The organism is Jejuia pallidilutea, assembly GCF_002973595.1.
GTDB lineage: Bacteria > Bacteroidota > Bacteroidia > Flavobacteriales > Flavobacteriaceae > Jejuia > Jejuia pallidilutea.
This window is the reverse complement of record NZ_PVEO01000004.1, coordinates 56,287-74,444: the sequence shown is the minus strand read 5'-3', so window position 1 is coordinate 74,444 and position 18,158 is coordinate 56,287. Positions and strand designations below refer to the sequence as shown.

Sequence of the window (18,158 nt, the reverse complement as noted above, 5' to 3'; positions counted from 1 at the left end):
ACTGATTATTTATGATAGAAATTTTTTTCTCAAATCTTCAACCTGCTCATCGTTTATTGGCGTCATTTCTCCCAAGGAGGCACCAAGTACTATAGACTTAGCACTAAATTCCGCAACTTCCAAGTAGTCAAAAGTTTGCAATAATTTATCACCGGTAATAATAACCGAATCATTTTCAATTATTAGAGCAGTTGTAGAATCTTCTATAATTTTTGAGTTGTTATTTGTTTTAAAGTGATCGCCGTATTTTACCATAGGAATATCTTGTAAAAAAATCCAACTTTCTGGTATGGTACGTACATTAATGTAAGTACCAGTTACACCAAATGCCATTAGATAAGGAGATTGAGTCATAATAATGGAGTTTACTTTAGGGTTCCGTTTGTATATCTCCTGATGAATCCAAGTAGCCCTACTGGGAGTTTTGTCTTTTTCTCTTTTACCTTGTTTTATTTGAACAATATCATCAATATGCATATCCCAACGGTTTATACCTGTTGGTGTTATTAAAAAATCGTTATCTCTCCATCGCATAGAAACTGTGCCATAGGAACTTATCATTAAACCTTGTTGACAAGCCCGTTGAACTATATCGCATATTTCTAAACGCTTTTCAACTTCATCTGAAGGATGTTTGGCAGTTTCCATTACAGGAATACTATTTGGAACCTGAGCCTCAAAAGCATCAATCTGATCATTAGACAGATATTTTGGTGTTCCTATTTGAGAGCCATATAAAATGGTACGTGCACAAAATTCTAAAGTTTCAAAACGTTCAAAAGCATCTGTTAAATCACTACCTCCCAGAACAATACCATGATTTTCCATGATTACAGCTTTGAATCCTTTTTTAAATTCGTCGGCTATAACTTGCCCTAAATCTTCACTTCCAGGTAATCTATATTTGGCATAGCCAATTGGCCCACAAATATGTCGTGCTTGTGAAATTATATTGGTATTTGGTATTTTACGCACAATACTAAAAGATACTAAAGCTGGCGGATGTGCGTGTATAACCGATTTAATATCTGGTCTAGCTTGATAAATAGCCTTATGAAATGGAAACTCTGATGAAGGTTTGTGTTTTCCAATAATTGTTCCGTCTTTTTTTACGCATACAATATCTGATGGTCTCAAAGAGCCTTTGTCTATAGCTGATGGTGTTACCCAAATATTGCCATCTGAGTCAATTATTGAAATATTTCCACCCGAAGTAGTGGTCATGCCTCGTTTATAAATTCTACCTATTATGGTAGTAATTTGATTTCTAGGGTGTTCTAAATTTATTTTTGTTGACATTTTTAGGTATGCTTTAACTAATTATAAAGGGTACATGCTTTTTTAAAGCATAGTTTTCTTTAAGGAATTTTGAATTTAATTTACAATCCGATATGGAAATAGCTGCACCTAGGGCAGAACCAAGAGCAGCATTAGTGGTGCTAAGCTTTTTACTATCTCTAAAATTATGGGACAAAAGTTTTATGTAAACATCGTTATCGCTAAAACCACCATCTATATAAACTCTAGAAATTTTACTTTTCCCTATCGCATCTCTTATACATTTAATTTGTAATTCTACAAGTTCTGCCATTAGTTGGTGGTATGCCTGTTCGTAATTATCGTATGGTATTTTAGTGATTTCTGGCATATGTTTACTTTCTATACTTTCCCATCTAAAACAATACTTAAAATCCTTTTCTATGCTTCTATAAATATTATAATTAAATTTTACAGATCTATGATAATCGTCGTTAACTCCAAAAATTTCATCGAGTTTAGCAACTTGAATCTTATATTCATTACCTAAAAACAAACGTGTAGCCTTTACGGGCTTACCATTTATACGCATATAGTTAATAGTTTTTTCGCTATCAGATTCATTAGAGATTGGTGTTTTAGTAAATGGATTAAAAATAATACTCCAAGTGCCTGTTGATACCAAAACAAATTTTTTCTTTATACTTTTTATATAAGGTAAAAGTGCTGCAGAACTATCGTGAATACCTACACCTATTTTTATACGTTTTCCATTATAATTCATATTAATACTCGTTTCAGTTGAAACAATAGGTGGAAGAATATTGTTAATACCCTCATTATAAATCCAATGGTGGTAGTCCTTTTTTTTGTAATCCCACATTGCTGTATGGCACCCAATACTCGTATATTCGCTTAAAGGTATTCCTGTAAAAATATAACTTACATATTGTGGCAAATGCAATGAATATTTAATTTTTTTAAATACCTCAGGCTGCGTTTGCTTTAACCAATATAATTGTAATCCTGAGTTTAGAAGGCTTAAGTTAGAACATCCTGTAGCGTTAAGAAACTTATCTTTAGGGCCGTACTTTTTTATAAAAGAATCTATTATGCTAGAATCTACAGGCTTTATGTAATTGTAAAGTGGGGTTAATGGCATCCCATGCTCATCAAGGTGAACTAAACTTGCTCCATAAGTTGAAAAGTTAATGGCTTTCACATTAAATTCTTTAGCTTTTAAAATACGATGAAACACCTCTTTTAGCCATTTTTGTAAAGCATCTAAATCTTCGGTAGGAAACCCATCCTCATCCTTAATTTCATTAAAACGGATATATTCTTTGTGTACCTCTTTAAAATCTTCATTGAATAAAAAAAACTTTTTATTGGTTTTCCCTATATCAAAAACAGCTGTTACTTTTTGTCTCATTATGCCATTCTTAAAGTCCCGAAGCTACAGTATGCTTACCTCGCTCTTCAATTAGTTTATTCCTGATCTTTAGGGCTCTGTAAGATTCTATGGGATGTAATGCACCGTTGTTATTAATTCGTGCTCTTTCTAATAAAGGCCTAACATCTGTTCTATAAGCGTTTTGCAGAATTTCTTGACATCTAGTTACATCATTATCCAACTGAGCAGCCTTCAACTTGTTATGGTCTATCAATAAAGCTTTTGCATAAGCTTCCTGTATAGCCTCTAAAGATTGTATTAAATCTTCCAACGGATCTTTTACATTGTGGCTAGCATCAATCATCCACGCTAAATCTGGGTTTTGTGGGTTATTCTTCATACCATACACTAATTCATTAAATATTAAAAACAATGCATACGGTTTTACACTTCCTACGGTAAGATCATCGTCCCCATACTTACTATCATTAAAATGAAAACCTCCCAGTTTACCTTTAAGCATTAAAATAGAAACTATTTGCTCTATGTTACTATTGGGCAAGTGGTGGCCTAAATCTACCAATGAAAAAGCTTTTTCTCCACAGGCATTTGCCAACATAAAGGAGGTGCCCCAATCTTGAATTACGGTACTGTAAAAATTTGGTTCGTAAGGTTTATATTCTATAAGCATTTTCCAATCTGCCGGAAGTGCTTTGTAAATTGATTTTAAACTATCTTCGGTATGCTGAAGCGCAGTTTGAAAGTTATTCTGCCCTGGAAAACAGGAGCCATCTGCCAACCAAACAGTTAAGCTTTTAGACCCTAGCTTATCACCAATATTTACAACATCTATATTATGTTGAATGGCTTGCTCTCGCACTGCTTTACTAGTGTTACTTAAAGAACCAAACTTATAGCTTTCGGCAGCACCTTTTTGGTCTTGAAATGTGTTTGAGTTTACAGCATCAAACTTTATATTCAAAGCTTTAGCTTGTTCGTTAATGGCCTTGTAATCGTTTGGTATATCCCAAGGAATGTGTAGTGATACCGCCCCTGCTGTTTGTGTTAGTGCATGTAAAACCCCAATATCTTGAATTTTTTGCTCTAAGTTTGAAGGTTCGCCGTAAAATGAAAAACGCCCAAAACGTGTGCCTCCAGCGCCTAAAGCCCAACTTGGTATGGCGACTTGAAACTCTGATAATTTTGAAACTATTTCAGAAACATTGTGCCCATGTGCTGTTAATTTATGAGCTAAAAAATCAAAATCCTCATTGTGGCTTTTTATACTTTTTGTATTGAGATCTTGAATTTCGTCTTTTTTTAATATCATCTTCTTTGTTTTTATTGAAAAGAGGCTTCCATAAATATAAAACTTACGGAAGCTTTCTTTTACTGAACTAAAACTAAAACTAAAATAATTATCTTACAAATGCATTTGCCATACCACCATCAACATTAATAATATTTCCCGTGGTTTTATCAAGTAAGCCCACTAATGAAAAAACAGCATTAGCAATATCGCTAGGGTAGATTATTTCATTTAGTAAATTCCTTTTGGCATAGTGTGCTGGTAACTCTTCTACAGTAATTCCGTATGCTTTAGCTCGTCCTTCGGCCCAAGCACCTTCCCATATTTTACTGCCTACAATAACACCATCTGGGTTTACGGTGTTTACACGTATTTTATTTTTACCAAGTTCTGCTGCTAATAATCTAACCATATGTTGTTGGCTTGCTTTTGCAGTACCATATGCCACATTATTGGGCCCTGAAACCAATCCGTTTTTGCTGGCAATTGAAATAAAATCGCCACCAAGATTTTGTTTTCGCATAATAGCAACTGCTTGTTTTGCTAGCTCAAATTGGCCTTTAACCAAAATGTCTTGTAATACCGTCCAATCTTTTTCCGTGGTTTCTTCTAACGGTTTAGATATTGCTAAACCTGCACTATGAACCACAATATCAACACCACCAAATTCTATACACGCTTTTTTGTACGCTCCAGCTATAGATGATATACTAGTTACATCACATAAGGTATAAGCAGAAACATCTCGTTTATAAGTAGCGTTTGCAGCTTTTAAACTTGCTTCATCAATATCTGTTAATACTACGTTTGCACCTTCGGCTGCTAATTTATCGGCTATGGCTTTTCCTATACCCCCACCAGCACCGGTAATTAACGCAATTTTTCTAGACAGCGGTTGCTCTTTAGGCATACGCTGTAATTTTGCCTCTTCTAATAACCAATATTCAATATCAAACGCTTCCTGTCTTGGTAGAGATGTATAAGCTGAAATTGCTTCCGCACCACGCATTACATTAATAGCATTAATATAAAATTCGCTTGCAACTCTGGCCGTTTGCTTATTTTTTGCAAAACTGAACATACCAATGCCTGGATAAATTATAATTACTGGGTTGGCATCACGCATTGCAGGACTATTTTCTTTTTTACAAGTGTTGTAATATTCAGCATATTCCGCCCTATAGTTTTTAAAAGCAGGCTCTAATTTTTTTAGTACATTATCAGTATTGGTTAAATCTTCATTTTTATCTAGTTCTAATACTAAAGGTTGAATTTTTGTTCTTAGGAAATGATCTGGACAAGAAGTGCCCATAGGAGCCAACCTATCCAGATCGTTGCTATTAATATATTCCAAAACTACCTCACTATCGGAAAAATGCCCAATCATTCTGTTTTCAGAAGAACATAATCCTCGCAACAATGGCATTATCTGGGATGCTTTTGTTAAGCGCTCTTCCTTTGGTAGGCTTTTTATTTTTTTACCTCCAAATACAGCTCCTTTTTCTTCAATCTTTTTCTCTATATATTCAGAAGCCATTTCAATAACTTCTAAACTATTTATATAACATTCATATGATGTATCTCCCCAAGTAAAAAGACCATGGCTACCAAGTACAATACCTCGTATACCTGGGTTATCTTCTAAACATTTTTCTAATTGCAGGCCTAAATCAAAACCAGGGCGTTGCCAAGGCACCCAGCCCATGGTATTTCCCCATATTTCTTTCGTTACTTTTTCACTATCCTTTGCTGCAGCTACAGCTATTAAAGCATCTGGGTGCAAATGGTCTATGTGCTTAAAAGGCAATAACCCATGTAAAGGAGTATCAATCGATGGTGCTTTACTATCTAAATCATAAATACAATGGTTAAAGAGCCCTACCATTCTATCCTCATCTTCTAAACCTTTGTATACATTCTTTAAATTTCTTAGCCTTTCAGTATATAAACCAGCAATACCACTTTTTGTTAGGGTGCCTATATCTCCACCTGAACCTTTTATCCACATTACTTCTACATCTTTGTTAGTAAGCGGATCTTTTTCTATGGTTTTACAACTAGTATTTCCCCCACCGTAATTTGTTATTCTTAGGTCGCTACCCAGTATATTCGATCTGTATAAAAATTGTGCAACTTGGTCATCACCAAGCTTTGCTAATTCTTCATCATCCCAGAGATAATCTACGTACTTAAAGGTTTTTATTTTATTATCCATTAATCTAAATGCTTATATTTATACCCGCTAATTTAGTTTAAGTATACCATAAGAGCATCCTGTACTATGAGGTTTGATGATGAAGTAACTTTAAGTACTGAAAAACAGATGCTTTTACAATCAAATAATAAAAATATAACAATAGATGTTTAGCTTTGAACAAATAGAAATTAATGCAGATTCCAGAAAACCTAAATATTTACAAATTGTTGATGGCATTATTGAAAATATACAAGCAGGATATCTTAAAATTGATGAAAGACTACCCTCTATAAATAACTTTAGCGAGGAGTTTTACCTCTCTAGAGACACTGTAGAAAAAGCCTATGCCATATTAAAGGATAAAAATGTAATAGTTTCCGTAAAAGGAAAAGGGTATTACGTAAATAGAACTATATTACTTTCTAAAACAAACGTTCTGTTTATGATTAACAAATTGAGTAATTATAAAATGCGTATTTATAATGCGTTTGTGAATACTCTTGGAACTAATGCCTACGTAGATTTAAAAATATACCATTGTGAAGAGTCCCTATTTCTTAATTTATGGGCAAAAGGTGCTGGAAGTTACGATTATTATGTAGTTATGCCCCATTTTAAAACCGATGAATTACTACATTTAAGTTATACAGAAAAAGTTACAAAAGCTTTAAGTAAAGTACCTGTTAACAAACTTTTGTTAATGGATAACAAATTACCTGAAGGCGATAACTACCGAGGTATTTATCAAGATTTTGAAAATGATATATACGATGCACTAAATAAGGCATTCAAGAAAATGTCTAAGTATGAAAAAATAATCTTGGTGTTTCCTGAAAAATCTGTTTATCCATATCCAAAAAGAATCTTACACGGTTTTAGAAAATTTTGTGTTGAGCATAACTTGGATTTTGACATTTACAATGAGGTTTACGACGATATGATATTAAAACCGAAAGACTTGTTTATTACAATAGAGGAATCTGACCTGATTAACCTTTTAAAACAAATAAAGGAAAAAAATTTAGTTCTTAGCAAAGACATTGGTCTTATATCCTATAATGATACTCCATTAAAAGAGCTTTTTGGAATTACTGTTATTTCTACCGATTTTAAAGCCATGGGAGAAACTGCTGCTGATATGATTTTAAATAACAAAATTGCTAAAGTAAAAAACCCTTTTAGGTTTATAGACCGAAAATCGTTTTAATAGTTTGCTATTTTAATGCTGCTACTTTCAATTTATTTAACATAATTTGCATCTGATTCTTTAAGCTGTCTTTTTCTGGATTGTTGATTAAATTATTAGTTTCATTTATATCTACGTTTGTATCGTACAACTCTTCAAAAACGATGTTTTCACTATCAAAATCCTTAAAATAGGTCATATATTTTTTATCTTTAAACACCACGCCTTCGGTACTGGGAATGTAATACCTTTCGCTAGATTGCCACAAATGCTCATAAAAAAAAGAATTGCGCCATGGCATTTGTGGTTCTTCAATTAATGCTTGTATGTTCTTTCCCTGCATGTGTTTGGGTGCTTTAACATTTGCAAAACCTAAGATTGTGGGTGCTATATCTATATTTAAGACCATTTCATCTCTCGATGCGCTTTTATTTAACTTATTACGTAAATCAGTAATCACTAAAGGCACTCTAATAGAAGGATCGCTACCATACCATTTTCCTGCAAAACCATATTCACCAAGATAAAACCCATTATCGCTGGTAAAAATTATAACCGTATTTTCATCTTGACCACTTTCTCTTAAAGCATCCATGATGCGGCCCACAACTTTATCTACGCCCGATATTAAACGGTAGTATTTTTTAATATTTTCCTGTTGTATTTTTGGAGTCTTAAAACGACTTTCCCATCTATTCCTTGCTACATTATTTTTAGTGAATCTTTCAGGGAAATGACTAAAAAACTCTTTAGACGAAGTAGTTGGCACTGGTATATCATCATCTTTATACAAGTGGTTAAACTGCTCATCTGGCAAAAAATATCCTGGATCCCCCTCCACATGAGGTGCTTTAAAACTCACCGAAAGACAAAATGGAGCATCTTTATTTAGCTGCTTATCTAAAAACTCCAAAGCTTGATTGCCCATTTTTTCCGTAAGGTGAATAGGGTTACCATTTCCATCGAATTGCTTATAACTACCTTGCCCGTTAAAGCCTTCCCAAAAATCAAACTTATCTTCAGGTACTTCATGTCCCACGCCATACTTACCTATAAAACCAATAGTGTATCCAGATTCTTTTAATAGTATAGGATAGGTGTTAGCCAATTGCTCCTCTGAAAAATTTTTTGAAAAACCCCAAATACCATGCTTTCGTGCGTACTGGCCACTTAAAATACTGGCTCGACTTACGGCACAAATAGAAGTAGTTACATACGCATTATTAAAGGTTATGCCTTGTTCTGCCAATTGATCTATATGCGGTGTTCTAATAATTGAATTTCCCGTATATCCTACTGCGTCGAACCGCAAATCGTCACATAATAGAAATATAATGTTTGGACGATTTCCCGATGTTACTGTTTGTTTTTTGTCTTCCTTTTTAAATGTGCATGAAATAAGAAAGAATGCTAAAATTACAGATAAAACCGTTTTATTATTCATTAGTACTGTATTTTGATTCAAATAATTATTTATTGAATATTTTCACCATCATGAAAATCTTGTTTTAGTTTTCCGTGTAGGCTGGGTTTAGTTTAGGAAATTTTGCCTTTAGTTCTTCTAATCGAGATTTCATTTTAACTTTTAGAGCCTTTAATTTATCAACATTTTTTGTTGCAAGATTATCACTTTCAGATATATCTGTTCTTAAATTATAAAGTTCGTACAACTCATTCTCATAATTATAAATAATTTTCCAATCACCCTCACGATATGCAGTAGAAGGCTTGCTACCTTGATGATTGTAATGGGGCAAGTGCCATAATACTCCCCGCTCATTTAAGGATTTGCTTTGGAAAAGAGGAAGCAGACTAATACCGTCTGAGGTTTGTTTAAGACCTGTTATCTCCATAATTGTATTGAAAAAATCCTGCCCCACCACAACCGTAGAATCTTCTCGGTTATCTTTAATTCTTATAGGCCATTTAATAATAAGTGGCACTCGAATACCACCTTCGTAAACATAGCCTTTTCCTTCTCTCAAGGGGCCACTGTTTGTGGGCGGTGTATGTTTTATGAAAGCAGGTAGGCTTGGTACATGAAGCCCACCATTATCTGACGTAAAAATAATAAGAGTGTTGTCTGTTAATTTAAGTTCATCAAGTTTTTTCATTATTCGCCCAACATTCTGATCAATAGACTCTACCATAGCCGCGTAATGAATATTTGGCATAGTACCATCTTTATCTTTTCCTCTTTTCTCCTTGTACTTTTGCACTAGTTCTTTTTTTCCTTCTATAGGAACATGTGGAGAATAATAATTAAGATTAATAAAAAACGTAGAATCTTTTTTCTTATCAATAAATTTTATGGCTTCGTTTGTTAAAACATCTGTTAAGTAATCGCCTTCACTGGAAACATTAAGTAGTTCTGGTTTTTGTCCGTTATTAAAAAAAGGGTAAAAAAAACTGTTGGGTAGCCCATTCCATCCTCCAGCAATATTTACATCGAAACCTCGATGGTGAGGTGCAAACTTACCACCCCCTAAATGCCATTTTCCAAAAAATGCAGTAGCGTAGTTTTTTGTTTTCAAGGCTTCTGCAATGGTTGTGTATTCTAAACCTAATTGTTGTGCAATTGGTGGAGTTAATAATTTTTGATGAGGACCCGCGGGCTGATTTCCATGAATATGCTCAGTTATATCTGTTCGTATTGGGTGAAGTCCTGTTATAAGAGCAGACCTCGATGCACTGCACAGTGGTGCTGGAGCATAGGCATTTGTAAATTTAATACCCTCGTCTCCCAGTTTTGTTAAATTGGGAGATTCTATAAAATTATTACCATAATTGGCAAGATCTTGCCATCCTAAATCATCTGTAACAATCATGATAATATTAGGTAATTCTTCTTGTTGTTTTTCTTTTTTATGGCTAGAATATACCATGGTTAAAAACAGCACCATGATTACCAACACTATTGTTAAACCAAAGACATTTACAATTTTCATTAGCTATTGTTTTAAACTATCTTTTATCAATTTCAGGTGATATTCTCCAGAAGACAGTATGTATGTCTTCATATTTTCATTAGTGGAAATAAACCCATCATAATCTTTTAAGTTTGTTAAGGAAAAGCCTTCTGGCAGGGTTAATGCAGCATTTACATTAGTAGGTAATTCAATTTTATAGGACACGTTATCTGCTTTTTTTTCCCAATGATTCGTTACTGTTCCATAAAGCGTTTCATGTGATGTTTTTACCCATTTAACATCTACTTCTAAACCTGGTTTTAAAATAATAGTTGGAGTTTTAGAAAAATCTGTTTTAAAACCGCTAAGATGTTCAAATAACCAATAACCAATATTTGCAGCAAAAGGATGATGATTTGTACCATACCCCTCGGCATTTAGGTTTTCTCCCATGGTGCTTCTTTCATCTTCAACAAAATGTAACCAACCAGGGCTTTTCTCTTGCATCAATAACCTAAACATAACATCTTTGTATCCGTTTTTAGATAAAAACTGAATTAAAGGACGTACACCAATAAATCCAACCGAAGTATGGTAATTATTGTTTTGTATTGACTCCAATAGCTTTTGGGCTACCTTTTCTTTTATATCATTGGTCGCAAGGTTATAATACAAAGCTACAGCCTGTCCTGTTTGAGACTTCTTATCATACCAACCCGTTTTTTCATTAAGAAACTTTTCGTTGAACACTTTTTTTATTCTCCTACAATGGTCGGCATATAATCTTGCATCCTCATTTTTTCCTAAAAGAGTTGCAAATTGCGATGTAATATTACACAAGTAATAAAGACCAGCAGTTGAGGTAAGTGCCACAGATGTTAGACCAGGACCCCATCCATCTTTATTATGCTCTAAATCTAGCCAATCGCCCAAAGACCAGTATACAATATCATCAATTGCCGTATCTAGAACAAAATCAGTATATTCTCTTATAGGTATATAGGAATTTTTAACAATTACAGTATCGCCAGTATTCTCGTAAAGCTCTTTTGCTACAAAAGCAATAGTACCTCCCCACCATGGGTCGTCATACTGAACAATAGTATCTTTTTGAGTTATACCTTTTTCTAAAAATCCCCATCCGTTAGTGGGTACTATTGGTGGAATATGGCCATTGTATTCTTGAGCCTCTATTAAATCTGAAAGATATTTTTTATAAGTATTAATAACATTAAAGTTGTAAAAATACGTTTCCATAGTATTCATACCACCGTCAAAAGTCCATCCCATTTTTTCTCTTGTGGCCTCCTCACCAGGCATACTATGAATAGAGTTGAGTAATGTTCGTTTTACAGCTTGATGCAACTGATTAAGGCGCAGATTAGAACTTTCAAAAGAGGCAACTTCCTTTAAATCTGTATGAACAGACTTTGCCTCAATACTTAATATTGCATCTTTTGGAACCCCCTCTACTTGCACATATCTAAAGCCATGATATGTAAACCTTGGTGCAAATTCATCTACTTCTTTTTCACTTAAAATTAATTTACCGTGTTGAAAACGTCCAAAAGTATGGCCAGAACTATGCTTTATATTTAAAGAACCATCTTTATTCAACACCTCGTTAAAATAAATATTAACAACTTTTCCTGCTTCACCCTTTACACTTATATCTGCATAACCCGTTATATTTTCACCAAAATCAAACACCGTAATGTCCTTTTTAGGATTCCACACACTATCTGGCTTTAAAGACTTTGTTTCGCGCATAGGCGGCATATACTGGTAAGTTAGTTTACCTACAGGTGCTGGCACTTCTGTAACACTTTGCCAACCGTTATCTTTAAAATTAGAGGTGTTCCAGCCATTAATATCAATACGCGCATCTATAGTTTCACCACCTCTAATACTGTTGTAAATTATTGGGCCATAAGACCATTTCCAAGTAGCATCTGAGATAATATGCGCTTTTGTTCCGCTTTCATATTCCACAATAATTTCACAAAGTAATTTAGGAGGTGTTTTCCAATTCGCTTTTTCCATCTGAAAAAGGTCGCGCTCAGTATGATTGTAAAAACCATTACCTAATATGGCTGATACTGTATTGAAGTTATTTTGTTTTAATAGTTCGGTAACATTATACGCCAAATATTTTACGTTTTTTTGATAATCTGTGAAAACAGGATCCAAAACGTGATCTCCAACTTTTCTGCCGTTAAGGTAGAGCTCGTAATACCCTAAGCCAGACACATATACCGTAGCAGTTTTTATAGAATCATTTGTTTTAAATACCTTTCTTAGATATACAGCTGATGAATCTTCGGCAACAAAAACTCTTGAGTTATCATAACGTGTAAACGGTTCTCGCTTATCAGTAACTGTCTTGTACTTATTTGAAATCCATTTAGCCTTCCAATCACTTTCTTTTAAAAATCCTGTTTTCCAAAAGTGCGTATTACTGAATGATGAGGGATTATTGTTTTCGTCCCAAACTTTCACTTTCCAATAATACATTGTATTTGATTCATTTGCCTCAAAATGCAACTTATTACCAACACTTTTAGTACTTATAATTTTTCCAGTATCAAAAATATCTCCTTCGTTTTTTTCTAAAAGTGCTTCACTGCTAGCTATTAAAACTCGATAAGCAGACTGAGATTTCCCATTCTCTTCTGAAAAAAGTTTCCAGCTCAGTAAAGGATGTGTTCTATTTATACCCAAAGGATTATTTAAATATTCTACAGTTAAATCTTTTATCTTTATTGATGATTCTGTTTTGCAGCTTATTGCACATGTTATCAATAGTAGGGGAATAATTCTGTAATTCATTCTAAAGATTTTTTTTGATTTTTTATAATTTGCAACCCTAAATATTCTTGAGTATAAGAAAGGTGTTCTTAAATAATATTTAAAAACACCTTTAACAAAAACTAAAACTCAAACAATTAGTTTACCAACCTGGATTTTGCGCATACCCATATTGATCTACTTGATTAAAAGGTATAGCTAACAGGGTTCGTATATTTTCGTATTCTAAACCATCTGTAAGATGTGGTTTTAATGCCATTTGATCTTCACCATGTGCTTTCATGGTTTCTACAGCTTTACCTGTTCTTAACAAATCGAACCAACGGTGGTTTTCAAAGGCCAACTCTAATCTGCGTTCTACAGCAATTTTTTCTAAAGCATCTTCTTGACTGGTAGCTGTAACTGGTGCTGCTACCCCTGTTCTAGGACGTATTTCATTGTTTATAATATCTATACCTGCTTGATAACTGCCTGTTTGCGCTAAACACTCTGCTAGCATTAATCTAGCATCGGCATATCTAAACATAGGAAAATTAACATCCTGTTGTCCTGGAGCCAAAGGCGCATAATTGTATTTATTTACAAAAGCCTCTCCTCTATTATATGCAATGTTTACTGCGGCACGCGCATCGTCTGCTGGGTAAAGATCTATAATATCTTGCGTGGGTTGGTTTAAACCAGCTCTACCACTTGCAGGGTTAAATATTAAAATATCTCTTCCGCTAGTGAATGGCACAAATTGACCAAGGAAATTAGATGCTTGTCCACTCGCATAATCAAATTGTATTTCGAATACTGATTCTGCGTGGTTTTTGTTGCTTGGGTTAAACACCATTTCGTAATTACCTAGAATACTGTACCCAAGGCCTTCCATTTGGCGTAAGTAAGGAATAGCTTCATCATAACGCTGTATAGTCATCAAAATTTTTGCCTGTAGCATAAGTGCTGCACCTTTAGTAGCACGACCTACTTCAGAGTTTGGCCATGATGCAGGTAGGTAGTTAATTGCCTCTTGGTTGTCTTCCAGTATTTCTTCATATACCTCACTTACTGGAATTCTTGATGTAAACACCTCACTAAATGCATCGTCTACACTAGAAGCCACCAATCTATGAAAGGGAATATCTCCAAACGAACGTGCTAAATTAAGATAGAAATAAGATCTGAAAAATAAAGCTTCTCCCTTTCTAGAATTCATAAGCTCTTCATCATCAAAATCTACATTATCAATGTTATTCAACACAAGGTTACAGTCTAAAATACCGCCATACCATGCGTTCCAATAACTTGAAATGTTGCCATTATCAGAATTCATAGTAAATTCATCGATCTCTTCGGTAGGGGTTCCACCTCTATCTGCTTCATTACGTTGGTAAGAAGTATTATCTGACCTAAACTCTCCAAACCTCCATTGACCATTATTTATGGTTCTATTTGTGCTATAAATAGCATTTACACCCTCGGTAATTTGTTTTTCACTAGTGTAAAAAGAAAGCGGTGTGTTGCTATTAGCCGGCTGTATATCCAGAAATTCATTAGCATCGCAACTCACGATAATGAGTGCCACAACAACAAATTTTATTTTATGTAATATTTTCATAGTATTTATTTTTAAAATGTAATGTTTAAACCTAAAGTAAATGTAGCAGCATTAGGATAACTGCCCTCGTTAACACCTCTTACTAAATTATCTGAGTTTTTCTGTACTTCGGGACTTCCCAGTTTATATTTAGAGAAAACAAAAGGGTTTTGGGCACTAGCATACAAACGCATTCTAGATACCATGGCATTCTCTCCTAAAATATTTTTATCAAAATTATAACCTAAAGTAATGTTCTTAATCCAGAGGTAATCTGCTGCCTTTATGTGGTAAGAGTTAGGTGATCTCCAATACCTAGTAGTATTTTGTTTTGTAGTAGGAACAGATATGGAATTTAATGGTGTTTCCTCTCGTGCTTCTATTATTGCCCCATTAGGTAAATTACCTGTTGCCGGAATTATAATATCTGTTGGAACACCCGGGCGGTAGCGGTTTTCAAATACAGCTCTATCTACATTAAATTGTCCGTCCAAATTATGCATTTGCTGGCTACGTTGATCGTAAATATCAAAGCCAATTGCACCGTTAAGCAGCACACTTAAATCAAAATTCTTGTATGCAAAATTATGTCTCATACCAAATATTAAATCTTGGTTAGGGTCTCCCAAATCAACATAATCTTCTTGACTGAATTCAATTACGCCATCGCCGTTGCCATCAAAAACCTTTGGAGAGCCTACTACTGCCTGAGGGTACTTGGCTACATCAGGATTGTCTAAATCTTCTTGAGAATAAAACCCTAATATTTTAAAGCCTCTAAAAAGCCCTACTGGATCGCCTTCCCTAACAACTGCAAACCGTGTTCCGTTACCCGCTTGACCTATAAAGAACTCATCATCACCAGATAATTCCAAGACTTCATTCTTGTTTATAGTTGCATTGGCATTAAAACTATAACTAAAGTCTTGTGATGGTATTAAATCTCTGGTTGTTAAGTTAAATTCCCAACCTTTATTTTGAATACTTCCCACATTATCTATAATACCCCCTAAACCTGTTGCTGTTGGTATGGTTGTGTTTCCTAAAAAACCTTTTGAGGTAATATCATAATAATCAACTTCTAGATTAAACATATTAAATAAACCAATATCTAACCCAAAGTTTAATTCCTCACTTTCTTCCCATGTTAAATTATTATTAGGCAGTGCAACTAAAGCATAACCACGTACCTGGGCTCCACCCAATATATAGTTTGTACTGTTAATATTACCTTGGGAAGCAAAATTACCTATACCAGCATCGTTACCTGTAATACCATATCCACTCTCAATTTTAAAATCAGATATCACATTTTTTAGGGGTTCCCAAAATTTTTCTTCTGAAACTCTCCAAGCTGCTGAGACAGCGTAAAAATCGCCCCAACGTGATTGCGAACTAAATTTAGATGAAGCATCTCTTCTGTATGAAGTAGATAGGTAATACTTAGAATCGTAATTATAGGATGCTCTACCCAAATAACTTAAACGGTTTATTTCGTCAAGACTGTAAGCACCTTGAAAGTTATTTATATTATCAGTACTTGTGTTACCAAACGAAGGGAAAATAAAATCTTCATCAACAAAATTAGACGCACTAATGTTTAAGCCATCTCCTTTTCGTCGCTCTAATGATGCAACAAAAGTAGCCTCTACATTATGCACATCGTTAAATGTGTTTATATACGTTAACTGGTTATCTAATATAAAATTAGTAGTATTTCCAGAACTAGCACTAGACCCACTATTTGGCCTACCTGTAATATCTGGCGTTAAACCGTCTAAAGGTAAAGTTTTAGGCGTGTAGTTAAACGTACTTCTGTTTCTGTAATTTACATTTGCAGTAGTCCTAAAACTTAAGTTTTTAAGCGGACTCACTTCTAAAAAGGCCGACATGTTAAACGTATTGGTTTTACTTTGCTGTACACGCTCTAAAATTTTGAACACAGGGTTAGCAGTCCAGAACATTCCAGAACCAAAAGGAACAGGATTTCCTGCAAAATTAACCCTAGACAATACGCCGTGTGTGGACTGTGTTAGATTACCAAACTCATCATACACAGGAGCTGTAGGGTCTACCCAATAACTAGCATTCACAGCATTGTATGCACTGTAACCTCCAGAATTTGGCTCTGTAGCAGCACTATTATTAGTTACAAAACTCGGTGCGATGTTTACTCCCGCACGCAACCAATCTGTTAAGTTTGCTTCAACATTGGCCCTTAGGGTTAACCTTTTTACATCTGTCCCTATTACTACACCTTCTTGATCTCTAAAGCCACCTGAAATATTGAATACAATATTGTCTGACCCGCCACTGGCAGATAGAAAATAATCGGTAGTTACTGAGGTTCTTGTAATTTCATCAAACCAATCCGTACCTTTAGCTAACGCAGGATCATTTTCAGCAGCAGCAATGTAGTCTTGAATTCTTGTGTAATGTGCTTGCTCTAAACCTCCCCACGCTCCATTAAAAAGATAGCGATCTTCTAAACGTTCTTTTTGAAATATAGCCATTTCAACAGCATTTAAATTATTCGGTCTATCAAAGTCTTGTGTCCATCCTATAGACGAATACACATTGGCGTTAAACTGGGTTTTACCTTTTTTACCTTGCTTTGTTTTTATAATAATTACACCATTAGAAGCTCTATTACCATAGATAGCTTTGGAGGCCGCATCTTTAAGTACAGAGATACTTTCTATGTCGGCAGGATTAATGTTATTAAGCAAAAAGTTATCGCCACTATTAGAAACACTAGTTAGTGGAATACCATCAACAACATAAAGTGGCGCATTATTTCCCAACGAGCTAATACCTCTAATTAATACTTGGGGTCCACCTGCAGGATTACCTGTTTGACGGAATTGAATACCTGCTGTTTGCCCAACTAAAGCTTGGTCTACAGAGGCAACAGGTAAATCTTCAATGTCTTCGGAATTTAACTGCGTTACCGAACCTATGAGATCTCTTTTATTACTGGTACCATAACCAATTACCACTACCTCATCCAAAGCTGCTAAATCTTCTTTCAATGAAACGTTAATTGTGTCTTGGTTATTCACAACTATTTTTTGAGTTACAAACCCAACATACGAAAACACCAATGTGCTTGTATCATTTACTGTTTCAATAGAGTATTTTCCATCAAAATCAGTTTGAGTACCTCTATTAGTACCTTCAATTAAAATGTTAACCCCCGCCATTGGCATTCCGGATTCATCTGTAACCGTTCCGCTCACTAAACGCTGTTGGTTTTCTGCTAAAAGACTAGGGCTGTAACCTAACAGCATACACCACAAAAAGCCAATAGAGCCAATTGTTTTAAGTGATTTGTAGAATTGTTTAATCATAAGAAATTTTGTTTTAAATTGTTGTCTTATTAGAAAAAGAGTTCGACCTAAAATAACCGAACACTTATTTTAGTTAGTATTACAAATTTAAAGCAGCATTAAACAAAAACTATCCTGTACTATACTGTTAACACATTATTAGTATTGCGTCATATTCCACTACAGCACCT

General features: G+C 34.5%; 10 protein-coding genes. 1 reads left to right on the top strand and 9 read right to left on the bottom strand.

The features are described from left to right. Nucleotides 1-9: 9 nt before the first annotated feature. From CLV33_RS08100 to CLV33_RS08085, 4 genes are all read right to left on the bottom strand, one after another. A complete protein-coding gene (locus tag CLV33_RS08100) occupies nucleotides 10-1,299 on the bottom strand; it encodes a class II aldolase/adducin family protein (RefSeq protein WP_105473482.1) in 1,290 nt (429 codons plus the stop codon). A gap of 13 nt (nucleotides 1,300-1,312) precedes the next feature. Beyond that, nucleotides 1,313-2,689, bottom strand: a complete 1,377-nt coding sequence (locus tag CLV33_RS08095; protein WP_105473481.1) for an FGGY-family carbohydrate kinase — start codon at nucleotides 2,687-2,689, stop codon at nucleotides 1,313-1,315. 10 nt (nucleotides 2,690-2,699) lie between these two features. Continuing rightward, nucleotides 2,700-3,980: a sugar isomerase gene (locus CLV33_RS08090; protein ID WP_105473480.1), complete on the bottom strand. Its 1,281-nt coding sequence runs from the start codon at nucleotides 3,978-3,980 to the stop codon at nucleotides 2,700-2,702. 88 nt (nucleotides 3,981-4,068) lie between these two features. Beyond that, the gene (locus CLV33_RS08085) at nucleotides 4,069-6,174 is read right to left on the bottom strand and encodes a bifunctional aldolase/short-chain dehydrogenase (protein ID WP_105473479.1); all 2,106 of its coding nucleotides are present in this window, start codon (nucleotides 6,172-6,174) and stop codon (nucleotides 4,069-4,071) included. Nucleotides 6,175-6,319: 145 nt separating this feature from the next. On the opposite strand from CLV33_RS08085, the gene CLV33_RS08080 reads away from it, so the two are divergent. Further along, complete coding sequence (locus CLV33_RS08080; protein WP_105473478.1) at nucleotides 6,320-7,363, top strand: GntR family transcriptional regulator; 1,044 nt, start codon at nucleotides 6,320-6,322, stop codon at nucleotides 7,361-7,363. Between the two features lie 7 nt (nucleotides 7,364-7,370). Here CLV33_RS08080 and CLV33_RS08075 read toward each other — a convergent pair whose 3' ends face one another. The 5 genes from CLV33_RS08075 to CLV33_RS08055 all read right to left on the bottom strand — a co-directional run bounded on the left by CLV33_RS08075 (nucleotide 7,371) and on the right by CLV33_RS08055 (nucleotide 17,988). Continuing rightward, nucleotides 7,371-8,786 (bottom strand): sulfatase family protein, encoded by a 1,416-nt coding sequence (locus tag CLV33_RS08075; protein WP_105473477.1) that lies wholly within the window; start codon nucleotides 8,784-8,786, stop codon nucleotides 7,371-7,373. 64 nt (nucleotides 8,787-8,850) lie between these two features. After that, complete coding sequence (locus CLV33_RS08070) at nucleotides 8,851-10,290, bottom strand: sulfatase (RefSeq protein ID WP_105473476.1); 1,440 nt, start codon at nucleotides 10,288-10,290, stop codon at nucleotides 8,851-8,853. A 3-nt stretch (nucleotides 10,291-10,293) separates the two neighbouring features. Continuing rightward, nucleotides 10,294-13,080, bottom strand: coding sequence for a family 78 glycoside hydrolase catalytic domain (locus CLV33_RS08065; protein WP_105473475.1), 2,787 nt, complete (start codon nucleotides 13,078-13,080; stop codon nucleotides 10,294-10,296). Between the two features lie 121 nt (nucleotides 13,081-13,201). After that, complete coding sequence (locus tag CLV33_RS08060) at nucleotides 13,202-14,659, bottom strand: RagB/SusD family nutrient uptake outer membrane protein (RefSeq protein ID WP_105473474.1); 1,458 nt, start codon at nucleotides 14,657-14,659, stop codon at nucleotides 13,202-13,204. Between the two features lie 11 nt (nucleotides 14,660-14,670). Continuing rightward, nucleotides 14,671-17,988, bottom strand: coding sequence for a SusC/RagA family TonB-linked outer membrane protein (locus CLV33_RS08055; protein ID WP_105473473.1), 3,318 nt, complete (start codon nucleotides 17,986-17,988; stop codon nucleotides 14,671-14,673). Between the last annotated feature and the right edge of the window lie 170 nt (nucleotides 17,989-18,158).